General features: G+C 35.0%; 17 protein-coding genes. 10 read left to right on the top strand and 7 right to left on the bottom strand.

The annotated features are described in order from the left end of the window. The first annotated feature begins 45 nt into the window (after nt 1-45). Nucleotides 46-804, top strand: coding sequence for a DUF1223 domain-containing protein (locus tag I5168_RS11715; RefSeq protein ID WP_167341767.1), 759 nt, complete (start codon nt 46-48; stop codon nt 802-804). Here the strand turns inward: I5168_RS11715 and I5168_RS11720 are convergent. Both I5168_RS11720 and tsaD read right to left on the bottom strand, forming a co-directional pair. Next, entirely contained in the window at nt 791-1492 is a 702-nt protein-coding gene (locus I5168_RS11720; RefSeq protein ID WP_431471882.1) for a 16S rRNA (uracil(1498)-N(3))-methyltransferase, read from the bottom strand. The two genes, I5168_RS11715 and I5168_RS11720, sit on opposite strands and share 14 nt — an antisense overlap. Next, nucleotides 1492-2508 (bottom strand): tRNA (adenosine(37)-N6)-threonylcarbamoyltransferase complex transferase subunit TsaD, encoded by a 1017-nt coding sequence (tsaD, locus tag I5168_RS11725; RefSeq protein ID WP_431471883.1) that lies wholly within the window; start codon nt 2506-2508, stop codon nt 1492-1494. Before tsaD ends, I5168_RS11720 begins: the two co-directional genes overlap by 1 nt. A 110-nt stretch (nt 2509-2618) precedes the next feature. Here tsaD and I5168_RS11730 point away from each other — a divergent pair, with 110 nt between their 5' ends. After that, nucleotides 2619-7010 carry a translocation/assembly module TamB domain-containing protein gene (locus I5168_RS11730; protein WP_431471884.1) on the top strand — a complete coding sequence of 1464 codons (4392 nt, stop codon included), beginning with the start codon at nt 2619-2621 and terminating at the stop codon, nt 7008-7010. On the opposite strand, the gene I5168_RS11735 is transcribed toward I5168_RS11730, so the two are convergent. From I5168_RS11735 to recF, 3 genes are read right to left on the bottom strand one after another with little or no spacing between them, the layout of a single operon-like run. Then, the gene (locus I5168_RS11735; protein ID WP_042278422.1) at nt 7011-7310 is read right to left on the bottom strand and encodes a DUF721 domain-containing protein; all 300 of its coding nucleotides are present in this window, start codon (nt 7308-7310) and stop codon (nt 7011-7013) included. Continuing rightward, nucleotides 7300-7713 (bottom strand): lipocalin family protein, encoded by a 414-nt coding sequence (locus I5168_RS11740; protein WP_085774462.1) that lies wholly within the window; start codon nt 7711-7713, stop codon nt 7300-7302. The genes I5168_RS11735 and I5168_RS11740 overlap by 11 nt, the downstream gene beginning before the upstream one ends. Further along, on the bottom strand, nt 7710-8789 hold the full coding sequence (recF, locus tag I5168_RS11745; RefSeq protein WP_042278486.1) for a DNA replication/repair protein RecF: 1080 nt from the start codon (nt 8787-8789) through the stop codon (nt 7710-7712). The genes I5168_RS11740 and recF overlap by 4 nt, the downstream gene beginning before the upstream one ends. A 255-nt stretch (nt 8790-9044) precedes the next feature. On the opposite strand from recF, the gene I5168_RS11750 reads away from it, so the two are divergent. From I5168_RS11750 to I5168_RS11760, 3 genes are all read left to right on the top strand, one after another. Next, a complete protein-coding gene (locus tag I5168_RS11750; RefSeq protein ID WP_042278420.1) occupies nt 9045-9845 on the top strand; it encodes a tetratricopeptide repeat protein in 801 nt (266 codons plus the stop codon). A gap of 117 nt (nt 9846-9962) precedes the next feature. Beyond that, nucleotides 9963-10484 (top strand): 6,7-dimethyl-8-ribityllumazine synthase, encoded by a 522-nt coding sequence (gene ribH / locus I5168_RS11755; RefSeq protein WP_042278418.1) that lies wholly within the window; start codon nt 9963-9965, stop codon nt 10482-10484. A 120-nt stretch (nt 10485-10604) separates the two neighbouring features. Further along, complete coding sequence (locus tag I5168_RS11760; protein ID WP_431471885.1) at nt 10605-10961, top strand: hypothetical protein; 357 nt, start codon at nt 10605-10607, stop codon at nt 10959-10961. Nucleotides 10962-11061: 100 nt separating this feature from the next. Here I5168_RS11760 and I5168_RS11765 read toward each other — a convergent pair whose 3' ends face one another. Beyond that, entirely contained in the window at nt 11062-11250 is a 189-nt protein-coding gene (locus I5168_RS11765; protein ID WP_431471886.1) for a hypothetical protein, read from the bottom strand. Beyond that, nucleotides 11243-11434, bottom strand: coding sequence for a hypothetical protein (locus tag I5168_RS11770; RefSeq protein WP_042278414.1), 192 nt, complete (start codon nt 11432-11434; stop codon nt 11243-11245). The genes I5168_RS11765 and I5168_RS11770 overlap by 8 nt, the downstream gene beginning before the upstream one ends. A gap of 70 nt (nt 11435-11504) precedes the next feature. Between I5168_RS11770 and I5168_RS11775 the strand changes: the two genes are divergently transcribed. The 5 genes from I5168_RS11775 to I5168_RS11795 all read left to right on the top strand — a co-directional run bounded on the left by I5168_RS11775 (nt 11505) and on the right by I5168_RS11795 (nt 19717). Then, nucleotides 11505-12608 carry a DUF3810 domain-containing protein gene (locus I5168_RS11775; RefSeq protein WP_431471887.1) on the top strand — a complete coding sequence of 368 codons (1104 nt, stop codon included), beginning with the start codon at nt 11505-11507 and terminating at the stop codon, nt 12606-12608. 82 nt (nt 12609-12690) lie between these two features. Further along, a complete protein-coding gene (locus I5168_RS11780; RefSeq protein ID WP_431471888.1) occupies nt 12691-15648 on the top strand; it encodes an amidohydrolase family protein in 2958 nt (985 codons plus the stop codon). A gap of 10 nt (nt 15649-15658) precedes the next feature. After that, nucleotides 15659-16966, top strand: coding sequence for an amidohydrolase family protein (locus tag I5168_RS11785; protein WP_240919375.1), 1308 nt, complete (start codon nt 15659-15661; stop codon nt 16964-16966). A gap of 71 nt (nt 16967-17037) precedes the next feature. Further along, nucleotides 17038-18372, top strand: coding sequence for a M28 family metallopeptidase (locus tag I5168_RS11790; protein ID WP_431471889.1), 1335 nt, complete (start codon nt 17038-17040; stop codon nt 18370-18372). Between the two features lie 298 nt (nt 18373-18670). After that, nucleotides 18671-19717, top strand: coding sequence for a COX15/CtaA family protein (locus I5168_RS11795; protein WP_167341762.1), 1047 nt, complete (start codon nt 18671-18673; stop codon nt 19715-19717). Nucleotides 19718-19754 lie beyond the last annotated feature (37 nt).

A 19754-nucleotide genomic window follows, 5' to 3' on the forward strand; every position in this document is an offset into this window, starting at 1 on the left:
ATAAGAGAGTAGATTACTGACTTTGTTATATTTGAAAATAATAAAATGAAATTTAACCAACTCCAATACATAGTTCCCTTGCTAAGTTTTTTTGGTATAGTAGGAATTATAACATACAGCCATTACAATAATAAGCAACTACCCATTCCAGCGGTAGAGCGCGATTATCCTGTGGTGCTAGAATTATTTACCTCACAAGGATGTGCAGATTGTCCTAGTGCAGAGGCTACCATTAGCCAAATAAAACATTACCCTAACGTTGTAACACTGTGCTATCCGGTAACATACTGGAATAAACTAGGTTGGGTAGATCGTTTTTCAAGAAGAGACTTTGACGAATACCAAACCGCTTACAATTCAAAATTTGAACTCAATAACTACACACCACAAGTGGTAGTCAATGGAATGGAAGAGTTTTCTGGTAATAACATTAAAAAACTGAACACCTATCTTAATGACAGCCATCAGATAAAAAAAATAACCACTCCTATAGTAAAGCGTAAAAAAAATCATCTAGATATAACCTATGATTTATCTAATGTGGAAGATTATGAAGATGCTCACCTAGCCTTATTATTAGAGGAACAAACCACCCTTATTGATTCCGGAGAAAATGAAGGTAATGAATTACATCAAACTCACATTGTTTTATACAAAGAACGCATAGGAACAATAGACAAAAAAGGGCAATCCAGTATAGACATCCCTAATCGCTTTCCCTTAACCAACAGCTATAAAATTGCTCTTATCGTAAAAAACACAAACAACGAAATTATAGCCGCAACTATAACTAATTCAATTTAGTAGCATTAAATATTGCTGCAGCGTAGACTCCAGCAGTCTCTGTACGCAGTCGAGTAGGTCCTAAAGACACCGGTTTAAAACCTGAAGATTTTGCGAGTTCTATTTCTTCATTTGAAAAATCACCTTCTGGACCTATTAATAAACATGTGTGAGGTTGTAATTCATTGATAAGTTCACTTTTTTCTCCGTCCTCTTCACAGTGCGCAATTAATCTACTTCCGTGAGTTGATAAAAGAAATTCTCTGAAATCCGTGAGTTCATCAAGGACAGGTAAAAACAATCTGTTACTTTGCTTCATCGCACTTACCACTATTTTTTCAAAACGTTCAAGATTGATTTTTTTACGCTCACTATGGTCGCATAGTATAGGAGTTATCCTAGCTATTCCCATTTCTGTGGCCTTTTCTAAAAACCACTCCATACGGTCGTTCATTTTGGTAGGTGCAATGGCAATGTGTAAACTAGATGTTGGTTGTGATTCCGCTTTCGCGAAAGCGAGATTAACCACACATTTTGTACTAGTAATTGACATAATTGTCCCTAGAAAAAGTCTACCATTACCATCGGTAATATGAATTTGATCGCCTTGTTTCTTACGTAAAACTCGTGAAATGTGCCGTGTCTCATCTTTAGGTAATTCTATAGAAGATTGGTCTGGTTCTATTTTTCCGAAATAAAATAATTGCATTACATGGATAATCTAGGTGCGGCACTCACGTCCAAACCGCAGAATTCTTTATTCAAATATTTAAAATAGGCACTTATTCCTATCATGGCAGCGTTGTCTGTTGTGTATTCAAATGGAGGAATAAAGATGTCCCAACCTTGCTGCTGTTTTGCTTGTAAAGCAGTCCTTATTCCTGAATTTGCACTTACTCCACCGCCGATTGCCACTCTTTTAATCCCAGTTTCTTTGACAGCCTTTTCTAGCTTTTTAAATAGAATTTTAATGAGCGTGTGTTGAATACTAGCGCACAAATCGGCTAGATTTTCTTCTACAAAATTTGGGTTTTTACTTTTCTCCTTTTGTAAAAAGTACAATACTGCAGTTTTAAATCCACTGAAACTAAAGTTGAGCCCAGGAGCTTTGGGAATAGGGAATTCAAAGGCAGACGGATTACCTAATTGAGCTAGTTTGTCGATTTGAGGTCCAGCAGGATATCCTAGTCCCATCAACTTTCCAGACTTGTCAAAGGCCTCACCTATTGCATCGTCTTGAGTGGTTCCTACAACCTCCATTTTGTGATAATCGGTCACCTTTACGATTTGTGTGTGTCCACCGCTTATAGTAACTCCTAAAAAAGGAAACTCAGGAACTCGTTGACCATGATCAATAAAATGAGCTAGTATATGAGCTTGCATGTGGTGAACATCGATTAACGGAATATTTAATGAAAGAGCAAGAGATTTTGCAAAACTTGTTCCTACTAACAAACTTCCCATAAGACCTGGACCTTTTGTAAAGGCTATAGCTGTAAGTTCGTTTTTATCAATACCGGCATTTTTGATAGCGACATCAACTGTGGGAACAATATTGGATTGATGAGCTCTTGAAGCTAATTCTGGCACTACTCCACCATATTGTTCATGAATAGCTTGTGCCGCAGTTACGTTGCTGAGCACCTGATTATTTTTTAAAATTGCGCAAGACGTATCGTCACAAGATGATTCTATGGCAAGTATGTAAGAATTTTGTAGTTTCATTATGTCTTTTAGGCACAAAATTTGGTCATCTTTGCAAAAATAACTGTTCTACCATAAAAAGACTCTTTAAAATACTAATACGCACGGTGCTTATTTTACTCCTACTATTTTTGGTAGTAGTTATAGTATTTAGTATTCCTAGTGTTCAAACCTCAACCGCGCAGTACTTAACTAACTCTTTAAATGAGGATTATGATATTAATCTAGATGTCAAAAGAGTTCAAATCACGTATGACGGCAATGTGGCTCTTAAAGAAGTTTTGAGTCTAGATCATCGTGGTGACACCTTATTTTTTATCAACAGATTGGAGAGTTCTATTTTGAGTTTAGGGAATTTACTTGATGGGCAACCTAACCTAGGTTCCACCTCTTTAGATGGTGTGGTTTTCAATTTGAAAAGGTATAAAGGTGAAGAGGACGATAACCTGCAAATATTTATTGAAAAGCTTTCTGACAGTACATCTACATCAAGCAGTAAATTCATACTAACTACAGGTGATCTTGAAATTACAAATTCAGATATTAAAATAATAGATGAAAATTTAAGGTATCCAGAATCCTTTATAGCTACCAATTTTAATGCTACTGCTGCTTCTTTAACCATTGATGGATCTGACATTATTGTGCCTATTGAGTCGTCTAATTTTGACATGTACAATGGTGCAATGACAGAAATAAACGGTACAAAATATTTAAAAATAACTGACCTCATTGCCGACTTAACCTATACTCCACAGAATATATCGGTCCCTAACCTTTCTATAAAAACTGAAAACTCTACTCTTAAAGGTGATCTACAACTTACTTATGACAGAAAAGACTTTGTTGATTTTGTCAATAAAGTAAATTGGGATTTTAAGATAAGTGAAGGTGATTTTGACACTAACGATTTAAGAAGGTTCTATAACGAGATAACACCAAATGAAAGGGTAACCATATCTGGCAATTTGACTGGTGTTTTAAATGATTTTAAAGTTGATAATTTAAAAGCACAAACCCTTGATGAAATAGTTATAGAAGGTGATATGCATTTTAAAAACCTCATTGAAAATGAGGAAAACTTTTTTATTGAAGGTGATTTTGAAAATCTGCAAGTTTCAAAAAGTAGCCTAGAGAAGTTTTTGCCTAATATTCTTAACGGAAAAATGCCTAAAGAGCTTAATAGTCTAGGTATCGTAAAGGCTAAAGGGTATGCTAGTGTTAATGCAAACACTGTTGTTTCTAACCTAACAGGAACTACTCGTAAAGGTAATTTTGATACTCAATTAACCTTGACAGAAATACAATCAGATCAAATAGGTTATAATGGTAATATAATTTTAAAATCTGTTAATCTGGGCGAATTATTAGGCGTAGCTTCCTTAGGTAAAACTACACTTAACCTCGATGTGAATGGGCGTGGTTTTAATCCTAATAATGCAAACAGTCAACTTAAAGGAAGTATTAGTAGGTTTGAATTCAATGGTTACACTTACAGAAATATTAGAGTTAACGGTAGCTTAAAGAAACCTTTGTTCAATGGTGAGCTCGTTGTCAACGACCCTAATTTGAAGCTTACATTTGATGGACTAGCGGACTTTTCTGACGACATAAATACTTATGACTTCACTGCCAATATTGAAAAAGCAGATTTGAATGCCATTAATTTATTCACTCGTGATTCAATAGCCATTCTACAGGGAAATGTTGCTATGAAAATGAAGGGTACTAACCTTGACGACGCAGCAGGAACTATTGAGTTTAAAAATACTTCGTATACAAATCCTAATAAAAAATTCTTCTTTGAAGACTTTTTAATCACCTCTTATTTTAAAGAAGAAGAACGATTTATTACCATTAATAGTACAGATATTATTGAAGGTGAACTATCGGGTAAATTTATAATTGAGGAAATTCCTGAGTTATTTAAGAATAGTATAGGTAATGTATACACAAATTATAAATCAGAAAGTATAACTCAAGATCAATATTTGAAATATGAATTTAAAATATATGATAAAATAGTTGACCTTGTTTTTCCTTTTTTAGATTTTGGTGAAAACACGATTCTTAAGGGCGAGGTGGCTAGTAATGAAGCCGAGTTCCGAATGAACTTTAGAACTCCAGAAGTACAAGTTTATGACATGAAATTGGACGATGTGAACGTTCAAGTTAATAATCAAAACCCTCTTTTTAATACATATATTAAAGTTGAAAACTTTAAAAATGGTATTTATGATATAGACGATTTCCAGCTCATTAATGTTACTAGACAAGACACTTTGCTATTTAGAACAGAGTTTGTAGGGTCCGACGATAATAGTGAAAAATTCAACTTAAGTTTCTATCATACAGTTAACAGTGACAATAATTCGGTAATAGGAGTTCGTAAAAGCGACATCAATTTTAGAGGAAAGGAATGGTTGCTCAACAAAAAGCAGGAGAATGTTCAATTAGTTTTTGATCATGACTTTAAGGACTTCAAATTGGATACGATAGTAGCTCAACATAAAAAAGAGAAAGTTGTTGTTTCTGGAAACATGAATGGAACTCAAGATAAAGATCTCTTTTTAGATTTTGAAAACGTTAGGCTTTCTAGTTTACTTAAACCTATTGATAGCTTAAGTATGAAAGGTAAATTAGACGGCTATCTATCGGTTTCACAAAAAGATGGAAATTATGCACCAGTATCTGATTTTACGGTAACTGATTTAAACGTAAATGAAACACCATTAGGAGATTTTGCATTAGAAGTTAAAGGAAACGATGCCCTTACCGCCTATAACGTCAATGCTCAACTTAAAAATAAAAACGACAAATCTTTTCAGGCTAAAGGAACCATAGACACAAGTGGAAAATACAGTACCATAAATGTAGACACTTATTTTAATGATTTTAACTTAATAGCGCTCAGTCCACTAGGTGGTATTGTATTAGATAACATGAGAGGTTTTGCAAGTGGCGAAGTTGCCATTACAGGTAGATTAGTCGAACCTGATCTTGACGGTGAATTATTATTAAAAAATGCAGGTTTAAGAGTTCCTTATTTAAATACAGACTTTGATTTTGGTGAAGAGGAAGAAATTACTATAACAACTGGCAGTTTTGATTTTAACACAGTAGAACTTACAGATACTAAATATGGAACAACAGGTGAGTTAACTGGCGAAATACGACATAAAAACTTTGGTTTCTGGGAATTGGATTTAGCTCTCGCTTCTGATAGGTTATTAGTTCTAAATACGGAACTCACACCTGACGCTCTGTATTACGGAACAGCATTTATCAATGGTGATGCAACCATTAAAGGCCCTGCAGAATCTCTAGTAATCGATGTTGTAGCTACTACTGGTGCTGGCACTGTATTTAAAATACCTATAGATGATGGTGAATCTTTAGGAGATACAAGCGCGATTTATTTTTTAAGCCCAGAAGAAAAAGAAGCTAGACTTAATGGAGAAGATGTGGCTATAAACGATGTGGACGGTCTAGAACTCAATTTTGATTTAAACATTACTCCTGAAGCTGAGGTTGAAATTACCGTAGATCCTACTAACGGTAGTTATCTTAAAGGTAGCGGTGCAGGAAATTTATTATTAGAGATTAATACAAATGGTAAATTTATTATGAATGGTGACTTTATTGTTACCGATGGTATTTACAATTTCAAATATGCAGGTATAGTAAATAAGAACTTTATCATTCAACCTGGTGGTACAATCGACTGGAATGGTGATCCATTCAATGCAAATATTGATGTAAAAGCCACCTATTATACCAATGCAAACCCATCAATCCTTTTAGATAATCCTAACCTTAATGCACAAATCCCAGTAGAAGTTGTTACGGAATTACAAGGTGATTTAACTTACTTTGATCCAGAATTTGACATACAATTTCCTAGCGCCGGCAGTGTTGTAAGTTCCGAGCTTCAATACCGTTTACAAGATAAAGCACAACGTCAATTACAGGCACTATCCCTAGTTGCAACTGGTTCCTTTTACAATCCAAATAGCATTGGGCAAAATGCTGTAACAGGAAACGTAGTTGAAAGTGTTACGGGAATTGTAAATGATTTGGTGAATAGAGAAGACAGTAAGCTACAATTTGGTGTGAATTACGAGGCGTCAGAACGTAATCCAAATTCTGATTTACAAAGATCCGATCGATTCGGTATAACCTTAAGTACACAAATCAATGACCGTGTACTTATAAACGGGAAATTAGGGGTTCCAGTTGGTAACACATCATCTACAGAACGTACGGTGATAGGAAATGTACAAATTGAATTTTTACTTAACGACGACGGCTCATTAAGATTAAAACTATTTAATCGAGAAAACACTTTACAGCAATTAGGTCAACAAGAGGACTTCACCCAAGGAATTGGATTACAATATTCGGTGGATTTTGATAGCTTAAAAGAACTCTATAATAAGATATTCAAAAAACAACTTGCACTAGAGAACAAAAAGAAAGCACGTCGCGAAGAAGAGGAAGAAACCGTAGTTAATTTTAAATAATTACCTCAATATAATTTTCTGGATGAGCTCCTTTCCTAAATGCTCATTTAGATTTTCTACAATTTTTGATCTTCCGTAAAGCAATTCCTGTCTAAGTACAGAAGAAGATAGAGAAACTAATAAAGTTCCGTTATCAAACTTTACATGAGTGGTATAGTTCGAAATTCCAGGACCCATTACTTGTTCCCAGGCTTTATTAACGTCAACTTTATCAAAACCTTTTTGTAAGTTATTTTCAGTCTTAAAATTTTTTAAGACTTCTTTCATATCTACAAAATCTTCTTTTTTATTATTCCTCATTAGACGTATATCGTTTGTATGAATAAATAGTACCGTTTTCGTGCTTCAGTTCTAGATCGGTAGTTGTCACTTCTTCAACACTTTGCTGGTAAGAATTATCTCCTTCCTTAAAAATAAGAATTAGTTCATCTTCGTTTTCTTGCCATTTAAAGTACACCGGACTGCCATAATTTACAAAACCACCATCGTAAGTAGGGCTCACTCTATGTTTTACACCGTTAAGACCTTCTACTTCAAAATGATCCATATGGTTAGAAAAAGGGAATTCTTTCTCACTACCATCGGGTAAAGTAACCGTATCAATATTCCAATAACCATCCAGTAATTCAAGTTTTTTATCACTATCACTGCTACATGAAATAAATAATAAGCTAGCTATTAACAGTACTATTCTTAGTTTCATAATTCAAAGATCTTATAAGATTGATCAGTAGTTTTAATAACGGCTTCAGTCCTATCTGTGTGCGTATCACTTATAAAAATTTGACCAAATCTATCGTCATTTACCATATTGATGAGCTGACTCACGCGGTTTTCATCTAATTTATCAAAAATATCATCCAATAACAAAATAGGAGTTACACCACTACGTTCTTTGATGAATTGAAACTGGGCCAACTTTAAAGCTGTCAAAAAGCTTTTTTGTTGTCCTTGACTACCGTACTTTTTAATTGGATGATCTTGCAAAGTAAAAATTAAATCATCCTTATGCACACCTACACTAGTGTATTGTAAATGCATGTCCTTTTGTTGCGCTTGTGTAAAGAGCTGTGCAGCGCTAGTATTATGCAAGTCCGATTTATAATGAATCGTAACCTCTTCACTACTACTCGAAATTTGAGCATAAAAATCTTTAAATATTGGTAAGAACTGCTCTAAAAACTCAACCCTTGTAAGGTGAATTTCTTTGACTAAAGGAATCAACTGCTCGTCATAAACTTGTAAAGCTGCACTGTCAAACTTTCTATTGGCTGCAAAATACTTGAGCAACGCATTACGTTGTTGAATAAGCTTGTTGTACTTTATTAAATTATTGAAATAGACCGAGTTTTCTAGGGATATCACACTATCCAGAAATTTACGCCTAGTATCGCTGCCTTCAGTAATCAAATCCCTATCAGCAGGTGATATGATCACCACAGGGATTAAACCTATGTGCTCACTTAATTTGTCGTAAATCTTACCATTGCGTTTAACTACCTTTTTGTTTCCACGTTTGGCGCTTACGGTAATTTTTTCTACTTGTTCATTTTTGAGAAATTCACCGCTTATAACAAAAAACTCTTCGCCATGCTTAATGTTTTGAACCGTTATTGGATTGAAATAACTTTTTGTAAGTGCTAGGTGATATATAGCATCGAGCACATTAGTCTTACCTATTCCATTATTACCAACAAAACAATTGATGCGTTCATCCAGATCAAAATCTGCCGCTTCAAAACTTTTGTAGTTTATAAGATGTAAGTTAGTTAAATGCATGATTTTTAGACTCATTAGAGATAATAACACCTGTTATAAACAAGAGTAACAATAACTTATTATTGACTATTCTTATTAGATTAAGTTCGCTTTCGCGAAAGCGAAAACACCACAAACAAAGCATTAATTATATCATAGATCTTAACAGAAATCTATTTCCTGCAAATGTAATTGATGCAGGTGTTAACAATAAAGCTTTCACACGTTTTTATAATTGCAGAATTGTTATATTTTTGCGCGTTTAACAATCAAATTATGGCAACGTATAATAAGCGCGGATATAAACCTAAAACGAAGAAAGAAAAGATTGATAATGAAGTAGAAGAAATCTTTGACGAGAGTGAATCTACTACTGCCGAAGTTTTTAGTACCCTAGATGAAGGTGCGAGTAAAACTGAAGAATGGGTAAGTAAAAATCAAAATATCATTTTTGCTATCGTTGGTGTAGCTGCTCTTGTAGCATTAGGATACTGGGCTTACAACAATTTTGTTATGGCGCCTAAAGCCGATGAAGCTATCGTTGAAAGTAAAGAGGCTGACAAGTACTTTGACCTAGCAATGAACTCAACTAGCACTCAAGAAAAAGACTCGCTATTCATGCTTTCTATAGAAGGTGTAAATGGTAAATACGGATATGCCAAAATAGCTGAGGAATACGCTGGTACTGATGCTGCAAACATAGCTAACTATAAAGCGGGAATGGCATACCTGAACATAGGTGGCGACAAATATCAAAAAGCTATCGATTATTTATCTGAATACGATGGTAACGGTTCTGTACTTGCATCTCTGGCTAAGGCTGGTATCGCAGATGCTCTAGTACAAGCTAATCAAGCAGAACAAGCTATTCCTTACTACCTAGAGGCTGCAGAAATAGAATCAAATGAATTCACATCACCTAAGTACTTATTAAAAGCTGCACAGGCTGCTCTACAAGCAGGAGATAATAGTACAGCAGTTGATGCATTAGAAAAAATTGAATCAGAATTCCCAGAGTCTGATGAAAAAACTACAGCACAAGTTTTATTAGCTCAAGCTAGAGCTTCAAAAAACTAGTGTATTTTAAACTACCTAAAGGCCGTCGCAGAACACTTTTCTACGACGGCTTTTTTAGTTAATTTAACTAAGTAACTATCAAACCGACTGTATTTTTACCGTCACAAAATTGTAAATATGGCAACAGCAGGAAAAAACCTTTCAGAATACGATAAAAATGAACTACCAGATTCTAGTGAACTGCGAGTAGGGATTGTAGTAAGTGAATGGAACGATGATATTACCGAAAACCTATTTAAAGGTGCGTATGAAACACTCCTAGATTGCGGCGTGGATGAAGAACGTATTTTCAGAATGAATGTCCCTGGTTCATTTGAACTTATTTACGGTTGTTCTCAAATGCAAAAGAGCACCTATCCTATGAAAGAACGCAATCTTAAAAAGCAATTGGATGTTATTATTGCTATAGGTAGTGTGATTCGTGGTGAAACTGCTCATTTTGATTTTGTATGTCAAGGAGTGACGCAAGGAATAAAAGATTTAAATTTAAATAGCACTAATATCCCTGTAGTTTTTTGTGTGCTTACAGATGATACTCACGAGCAATCTGTTGCTCGCAGCGGTGGCGTTCACGGCAATAAAGGGTCTGAAGCGGCAGTGGTAGCGATTAAAATGGGTAACCTGAAAATGAGTATATAACCTTATACGGCGATTAAGGAGATAGGTATAAAATACAAAGCAAACTGGAAAGTTAGACTAGTTATCTTTTTATTTACCTCGATTACTTACGGTGGTATTATGGCGCTCATGACATATTACATGGATAAAGAATTGTTCACGTGGCAATACATTTTATTTAACGCCTTCTTTTTTGCTCTGTTCTTCACTTTTGTATTTCCTACAATCATGATAAAAATGGGAAAAGGCTGGAACAAAAAGTCTCAACCTACTCTTGAACATGAAGAAGAAATTATAGCCCAAGGTCCAGCAAACTTTAAGAAAAAATATGAGATGGTTGGTGGAAAGCTTTTAATAACCAACCTAGGTTTGATTTTTAAAAGTCATAAAGTAAATTTTCAAGCTGGTCAACATAATATTCGGTTTTCTGACATTCGTAATTTAGAACCAACTCACAAGTTTAGATGGATTAAAAATCAATTTATAGTTCATACCTAGGACAAACAATATCTATTTACTGTAAATGATCGCGAGGAATGGATAAAAGAAATTGAATATCAATTACGCAAATCTAAATAACCTGAATAAGTACCATTAATTATTCTGGTTTTTTAAAATTTCTATTGAGCATTATTAATTGATAAACACCCATAAGAACTAGAAATCCGGCTAGCACTATTTGATAAGTAGGTAGTTCAACGCCGTCAATAAAATGCTGGTATAGCTTATAACCACCTATACCAATGAAGGCTAGGTTAAGAAACAAGGTGTAGTTCTTTTTATTCATTTTTTGTAAAAGCTGAATAGGCCAAGAATAGACCGTAGATGATGAAAATAGCAGAAAATGCTAAACGCCATGTTGGAATATTTTGATCATAGAAAAAATAATCTACCAAGCGCCATGAACCAAATCCCACAAATAGTATTGCTAATAATATTCCAATTTTGGGGTTTCTTTTACGTTGTGTCATAACTTGAATTTAATGCTAAAATAAACAATTAAAAGCCAGCTTACCTCGGAATAGTTTACTTTAGTACCAGATGAAGGTCAAAGCAAAAATTCTATTATATAGCGTCATACTCGTTGGCCAGTTTATGGTATTTTTCGGATTAAAATATGCAAATAATTTTATCGAGGTTTACTACAGCAACGGTATTTATCCCTTTATAGCAGATGCTATGCGCATAGGACTAGGCTGGATTCCCTTTTCCTTTGGTGATTTTATTTATTTATTACTTATCCTTTTGCTTATTAAGTGGATCATTAAGTTGATAACCAAAATTCTATATTTCATTAAGGATAAGAATTCAGTAAACAATTCAATTCTTAAAGGAACAATAGGTAAACAAGTTGCAAAGATCTTAATAACGCTTAATGTTATTATTTTTTATTTTCATATGGCTTGGGGTTTTAATTACTATCGATTACCCATGCACGAAATACTGGAAATTGAAGAAGATTATTCTACAGAGCAATTACTCGAGGTGACTAAAGATTTCATTGAGCTTAGCAATAATTTGCATGAATCAATCCAAGACAACGATTCTCTAAAAGTAGATTTTGGAAACGACCAAATGGTTTGGATGAATATGGCTCCTATGGCTTTTGAGAATTACCACCTCAATAATACTAGGATAAAGTATTCAAACGTAAGTTTGAAAAAATCATTGCTCACAGTACCACTTACTTATATGGGTTACAGTGGTTATTTAAATCCATTAACAGGAGAAGCTCAAATTAATGGCTGGATAAACGCATACAAAACTCCAGTGCTATGCTTGCATGAAATGGCTCATCAACTAGGGTTTGCCAAAGAAAACGAAGCAAATTTTATAGCTATTGATGCTGGATTAAAACATCCTGATCGTCATTTTCAATACAGTGCTAGTTTATACGCCCTTAAATTTTGTTTGAATGATTTGTACTTGAGAGATCCTGAAAAGTATGCTGTGGTAGCTAAAGAAATTAAACCAGGTATTTTCAAAAACTATCAAGAATTAAGAGATTTTTGGAAACCATATCAAGATGGATTGGTGGAAAAGGTTTCACATTCTGTCTATGATTCCTATTTAAAAGTTAATAATCAACCTAAAGGAATTGACACCTACAATTATGTAGTTGCATTACTAGTGAATTACTACTAGTAGTTTTAACTTTTATTTAGCAACGGCTCAACTATCTTTAAGCCTTAACAAAAATTTATATCATAATAATCAGTCTTAAAAGATGAAAAAAATTCTTTTCCTTTTCTTCTTGTGGTGTTTTATTGGGCATTCACAGGAATATTTCCCTAACAACGATGATATAAGCGCTGTAAATAATGTTTCAAGAGCAATTACAAACGCTACTGTTCACACAGGAACAGGTGATGTCATCAAAAATGCAACTATTCTTATTAAAGATGGTAAAATTCAAAGCATAGGTAAAAATGTATCCATACCTAAGGATGCCGTTATAGAAGATGCAAATGGGAATCATATTTATCCTTCATTTGTCGAAGCATATGGTGATTTTTCTATGAAAAAACCAAGCCGAGCGGAACGCAGTCGCTCACAACAATATGATGAAGGTCGTAAAGGATACTATTGGAATGATCACATAAGAGCAGAACAAAATGCTATTGATTATTTCAAGTACGATGAAAAGGCTGCCAAAAAGCTTTTAGAAGCTGGTTATGGAACAGTACAAACCCACTTACATGATGGTATTGCTCGTGGTACTGGAATGTTAGTTGCCTTAAATAATAATGGTGATGATGGTAATCGAATTTTGCGTGGAGAAAATGCAGAGCATTTTTCTCTAAATCGTAGTGTTCAAACTAATCAAGCCTACCCTACTTCACTTATGGGAACCCTTGCCTTACTTAGACAGGCTCATTTTGATGCAAATTGGTATGAAAAAGGAAACTCAAACACTCGAGATCTCTCTTTAGAGGCACTCATAAAAAACAAGAACCTTACTCAAATAATTGAAGCTGGTGATAAAAAAAATATTTTAAGAGTTGATAAAGTAGGTGATTTAGTTGGAAAACAATTTGTAATTGTAGGTGGTGAAGATGCTTATGAAATGATAGGTGAGATTAAAAACACAAACGCATCTCTTATCGTTCCTATAAATTTTCCTGACGCTTATGACGTTTCAAATCCTTATCAAGAGTGGTACGTAAGCCTGGGAGATATGAGAGAATGGAAACAGTCGCCTGTAAATCTTAAAGTGCTTAAAGAAAACAACATCACATTCTCAATAACAGCACATGGCCTTAAGGATGTTAAAAAACTTCATGAGAATATACGTCAAGCAATGGAGTATGGTTTAAGTGAAGATGATATCCTACAAGCCCTTACTTTAACACCAGCCCGTATACTAAAAGCTGATGATCTTGTAGGTTCTCTTGAAAAAGGAAAACTTGCAAATTTCATCATGACCTCTGGTCCCTTGTTTGATAAGGAAACTAAAATATTTGAAAATTGGGTGCAAGGATCAAAACACATCATTAAAAATCGTCATACGCCAGACGTAGATGGAACCTACACGACCACCTTGAATGGTGATGAATACAAGATTGTTGTTTCAGGAGATGGTAAAAAGGCCACTATTAAAATCGATACCTTAAAATTAGGTAGTAAATCAAGTTTTGATGGACAATGGCTTAATTTGATGATGACTCAAAAAGACAGTGATGATAAAAGCTATTCACGTATAGTGGTACAACCCGATGGTAAAGATCTTACGGGAACTGTACATTTACCTAGTGGTGATACCTTGCCTGTTACTCTTGTAGCATCTTCTACTGAAGAAAAAGAAGAAGACCAAGAAAAAGAAGAAGACAATAAGGATAAGGAAGTTAAAAGTTTAGGTGCACTCACCTACCCTAACCTAGCATATGGAGCTTCTCAAAGACCACAGCAAGAAACAATTCTATATCGTAATGCTACAGTTTGGACAAACGAGGATGATGGTATATTAAAAAATACCGATGTACTTGTAAAAGATGGTAAAATTGCAAAAATTGGAACAAATTTAAATGCAGGAAGAGCACGTGTAATTGATGCAACAGGTAAACACCTTACTAGTGGTATTATTGATGAACACAGTCATATTGCTATAGACAATGGAGTTAATGAAGCTGGTCACAATAGCACTGCCGAGGTTACTATTGAGGATGTAGTAGATCATGAAGATATAAATCTATATAGAGACCTAGCTGGTGGAGTTACCACCATGCAACTATTGCATGGTAGTGCAAATCCTATAGGTGGTCGTAGCGCTATAATTAAACCTAAATGGGGTTATCCTGCCGATGAAATGATCTTAGAAAACTCACCAAAGTTCATCAAATTTGCATTAGGTGAAAACGTTAAACAATCTCGTTATCAAAACGGTACAAGATTTCCACAAAGTCGTATGGGTGTTGAACAAGTCTTTGAAGATTACTTCACAAGAGCAAGAGAATACGAAAAAACTAAAGGAACAGATTCATTTAGATACGACGAGGAAATGGAAGTAATGCTAGAAATTTTGAATAAAGAGCGATTTATTTCATGTCATTCCTACGTACAAAGCGAGATTAATATGCTTATGAAATTAGCCGAACGTCACGGATTTAGAGTAAATACTTTTACCCATATTCTAGAAGGTTATAAAGTAGCAGATAAAATGGCCGAGCACGGTGTAGGTGGTTCAACCTTTAGTGACTGGTGGGCTTACAAATATGAAGTAAACGACGCTATACCGTACAACGGTGCGATCATGCATTCTCAAGGAGTTGTTACAGCTTTTAATTCAGACGATGCAGAAATGTCACGTAGATTAAATCAAGAAGCGGCCAAAGCCGTTAAATATGGGAATGTAAATGAGGAAGATGCTTGGAAGTTTGTTACCCTAAACCCTGCAAAACTTTTACATATTGACGACCGTACAGGAAGTATCAAAGTAGGTAAAGATGCCGACTTGGTACTTTGGAACGATCATCCTATGAGTGTAACAGCAAGTGCAGATTATACTATGATTGATGGTATTATTTTCTTTAGCAAGGAAAATGATTTACGCTTTCGTGAAAGCATAAAAAAAGAAAGGCAACAACTCGTAAACGAGATGATAGAAGCAAAAAATAAGGGAATGAAAACGCAAACCCCTAAAAAGCGAGAAAAAGAATTGTATGAATGTGAAACCATTAACTGGTAAATTGAATAAAATGAAAAACTTAGTGATAGCTTTTTGTGCTCTTTTTACCGTAGCGGTGAGTGCACAACAAACTCCGGCAAGCATAAAAAAATCCTTTACTATTATGAACGCAACTGCTCATATAGGTAATGGTGATGTAATTGAAAATTCTGTTATTATCGTTGATAAAGGTGTGATAACAGCCGTAGCAGATGCACGTGTAGTACGTATCGATCCTGTAGGTGAGGTAATCGAGGCTAGCGGTATGCACGTCTATCCAGGAATTATAGCCATGAATAGTACTCTAGGACTTGTTGAAGTAGATGCAGTAAAAGCCAGTGTCGATCAACGTGAAATAGGTGTGTACAATCCACACATACGCAGTATAATAGCTTACAATGCGGAAAGTCGAGTAGTCGAATCAATGAGACCTAATGGAGTTTTAATAGCTCAAGTAGTGCCTCGTGGTGGAAGAATTTCTGGTCAATCCAGTGTAGTACAATTAGACGCTTGGAATTGGGAAGATGCGGTCATATCAATGGACGAAGGTATCCATGTAAACTGGCCTAGTAGTTTTAGTAGATCAGGTAGCTGGTACAACCCTGGTCCAATTGAACCTAATAAGAAATATGACGAAAACATCATTGAATTACAAGACTTTTTTAACGATGCTGTGGCACACAATATGACTCAAGACAATGAATCAAACTTAAAGTTTGAAGCCATGAGAGAAGAGTTAAATGGAAATGGAAGGTTCTATTTTCACGTGAACGGTGAAAAATCAATACGAGATGTCGTTACTTTTATAAAAAAGAACAACATTAAGAAACCAGTTTTAGTTGGAGCTCAAGGAGCGCAAAATGTGACAGATCTTCTTAAACAGAATAACATTCCTGTGCTTGCAGGTAGAGTTCACGATTTACCAGCACGTGAAGATTCAGACTATGATATGCCTTATAAATTCCCATATTTACTTGCTAAAGCTGGTGTAACCGTTGCACTTGAAAATTCTGGTGACATGGAACGTCATCAAACGCGTAATTTTCCATTCTACGCAGGAACTGTTGCTGGTTATGGTATGGATAAAGAACAAGCCCTTAAAATGATCACACTTACTCCTGCTCAAATTCTAGGAATTGATAAAGAGTACGGTAGTCTAGAAGAAGGTAAAAGTGCAACGCTATTTATTTCAAAAGGCGACGCTCTAGACATGAGAGGAAATCAACTTACAAGAGCCTTTATTGATGGAAGAGATATCTCTTTGAATTCTCATCAAACCGAATTATACGAGCGTTACATGAAAAAATTTGGTGAAAAACCACAACGTACCAATCAGTAACTATTAATCTAACTCAAAACCCTTATTCTCAATTAAACATTTAGGAATAAGGGTTTTTAATTTTTAACCATATGCGATACATAATAATAGCTTTATTAGGACTTTATGCCACTGCGCAAGTACCTAGTGACCACCAACAAGATTTATATTCAATCATTGATGAAGTAAGTGAAAAACGTATTGAGAACGATGTTAAAAAATTAGCAGGTTTTGGAACTAGAAACACGTTTTCTGATACATTGAGTAATACACGTGGTATAGGTGCTGCAAGAAGATGGATAAAAGCCGAATTTGATAAGATATCTGCAGAATGCGGTGGATGTCTAGAAGTATTTTATCAAAGAGATTATGTTACTAAAGAAATGGGTAGTCGCGTACCAAAAGACGCTTGGGTTGTAAACGTTGTTGCTATTCAAAGAGGTACATCACAGCCTAATAATTTTGTGATTATGAGCGGTGATATTGATTCAAGAGCAAGTGATACTATGGACTTCACAACCGACGCTCCAGGTGCTAATGACAATGCGAGCGGAATGGCAGGAACAATTGAGGCTGCACGAGTACTAAGCAAACGAAAGTTTGCAAACAGCATCGTTTATGTTGGCCTTAGCGGAGAAGAACAAGGGTTATTTGGTGGTGCAGGGCTTGCACGATATGCCAAGGATAATGATTGGAATGTTTTAGGAATTCTTAATAATGACATGATAGGCAATATTAAAGGTGTAGATGGTGTCATAGATAATAGAAGTTTCAGGATTTTTAGTGAACCTACCAACGTTACAGATGATGAGAGAACTAAACGTTTAAGAAGATTTTATGGAGGTGAAGTCGACGGACATTCTAGACAGCTTGCTAGGTATATTCATAATTCCGTTAAAAGTTATATGCCCGAAATGAATCCTATGATGATCTATAGACTGGATAGGTTTGGACGTGGTGGACACCATAGACCCTTTAATGACTTAGGTTTTCCAGGAATTAGGATTATGGAAGCTCATGAGAACTACACACAGCAACATCAAGATATTAGAACTGAGAATGGAATTGAATATGGCGATGTTGTAAAACATGTGAACTTTCCATATGCCAAAAAATTAACCGCAGTAAACGCTATCAACCTTGCGCAACTAGCTTGGGCTCCTGCTCCACCAAAAACCGTGAAAATTGGTGGAATGGTTGAAGCTAGTGCTAGATTAGAATGGAGTAAAGTCCCTAATGCGGTTGGTTATAAAATATATTGGAGAGACACCACAAGTCCTACATGGGACCACAGTCGATTTGTAGGAAACACCAATAACCATACTTTGGAAGGTATTGTTATTGATAATTATTACTTTGGTGTTGCAGCTGTTGCTGCCGATGGAACAGAAAGTATAGTTGTCTTTCCTAATGAAGTAAGTAGATAAATTGTTAATCAAATGAGTAATGAACACACTCAATTAATCGTAAAAACAAGTATTTTAACAAAAATCCGCTAGAAATCTACAAAAATCCTAGAGGAAAAATTATTTTAGAAGGTAAAATATTTTTTTGATTTTGTAGGGGAAATCATTTTTTTTGCATTAATATCCATGATGGGGAATGGATATGAAAAATGGAGCTCGTGCTCCATTTTTTTTGTAAGAACTTCCAAGTAAATAGACTTCTTAAATAAAATACTTCAGCTTAATTCTTGTGAAGTATTTTTGTGCTAGGAATTTCTTTATGAAAAATATCTTCACCGAAAAAACATATCGCAAGTGGTTACGATTAAGTATTGTCGTAATATACCTCATAATCGTGGCTGGCGCAGTAGTTAGAATGACTGGATCTGGAATGGGATGTCCAGATTGGCCTAAATGCTTCGGATATTTAATACCACCTACTGAGCGAGCTCAACTAGATTTTCAACCGTTGACCTCATACGAAGAAGGAATGGTCATTATCGTTGATGAAAGTTTAAGGGTTGCAAAGAAAGATTTTACTTCATCAAATTCTTACAATGCCAATAATTGGGAACCTTACACAAAACACGATTATAGTATATTTAATAAGTATCATACTTGGACAGAATATATCAATAGGTTAATAGGCGCATTAGGTGGACTAGTAGTATTGATAGCAACTATTATTTCTTTTCAGTTTTTCAGAAAAAAGAAATACATCACCATCCTAACAGCCGTTGCCTTATTAGCTATGCTTGTACAAGCCGTTATCGGAAAAATAGTAGTGGACACCAACCTATCACCACTACTCATAACCATACATATGATAGTGGCATTACTTATTGTAGGACTGCTTATATATTTATTGCACGAAGTGCAGCCAGTAGATAACAGATATGCGCATAAGGGTAAATGGCATCAATTCGCTTTGGTGCTTATCGTTCTCACATTAATTCAAGTAGCACTAGGAACACAAGTAAGGCAGTACATCGATCATCAAATAGATATTTTTGGTTATCCTGTAAAAAGTACCTGGCTAGAAAATAATGCACCGTTAGTATTTTTAATACACAGGAGTTATTCCATTTTATTAGTACTACTACATGGATATTTTATTTATAAAGCAGTACGTTTTTACAAACATCCTCGTAATTATTACTACTGGCTAGCTGTCCTTTTTATTTTAACTATTATTGGTGGAGTATTAATGAATTACGTTGACTTCCCATTTGGCTCACAGGCATCACATTTAGTGCTAGCATCTATTATTTTAGGAGTGCAATTTTATCTTTGGATGCGTCTAAGAACCGTTCATTATCGTTCATAATTTATGACGTTAAAATCTTAAGGATACATGTAAATAA

Source organism: Nonlabens sp. SCSIO 43208, assembly GCF_050703575.1.
GTDB lineage: Bacteria > Bacteroidota > Bacteroidia > Flavobacteriales > Flavobacteriaceae > Nonlabens > Nonlabens tegetincola.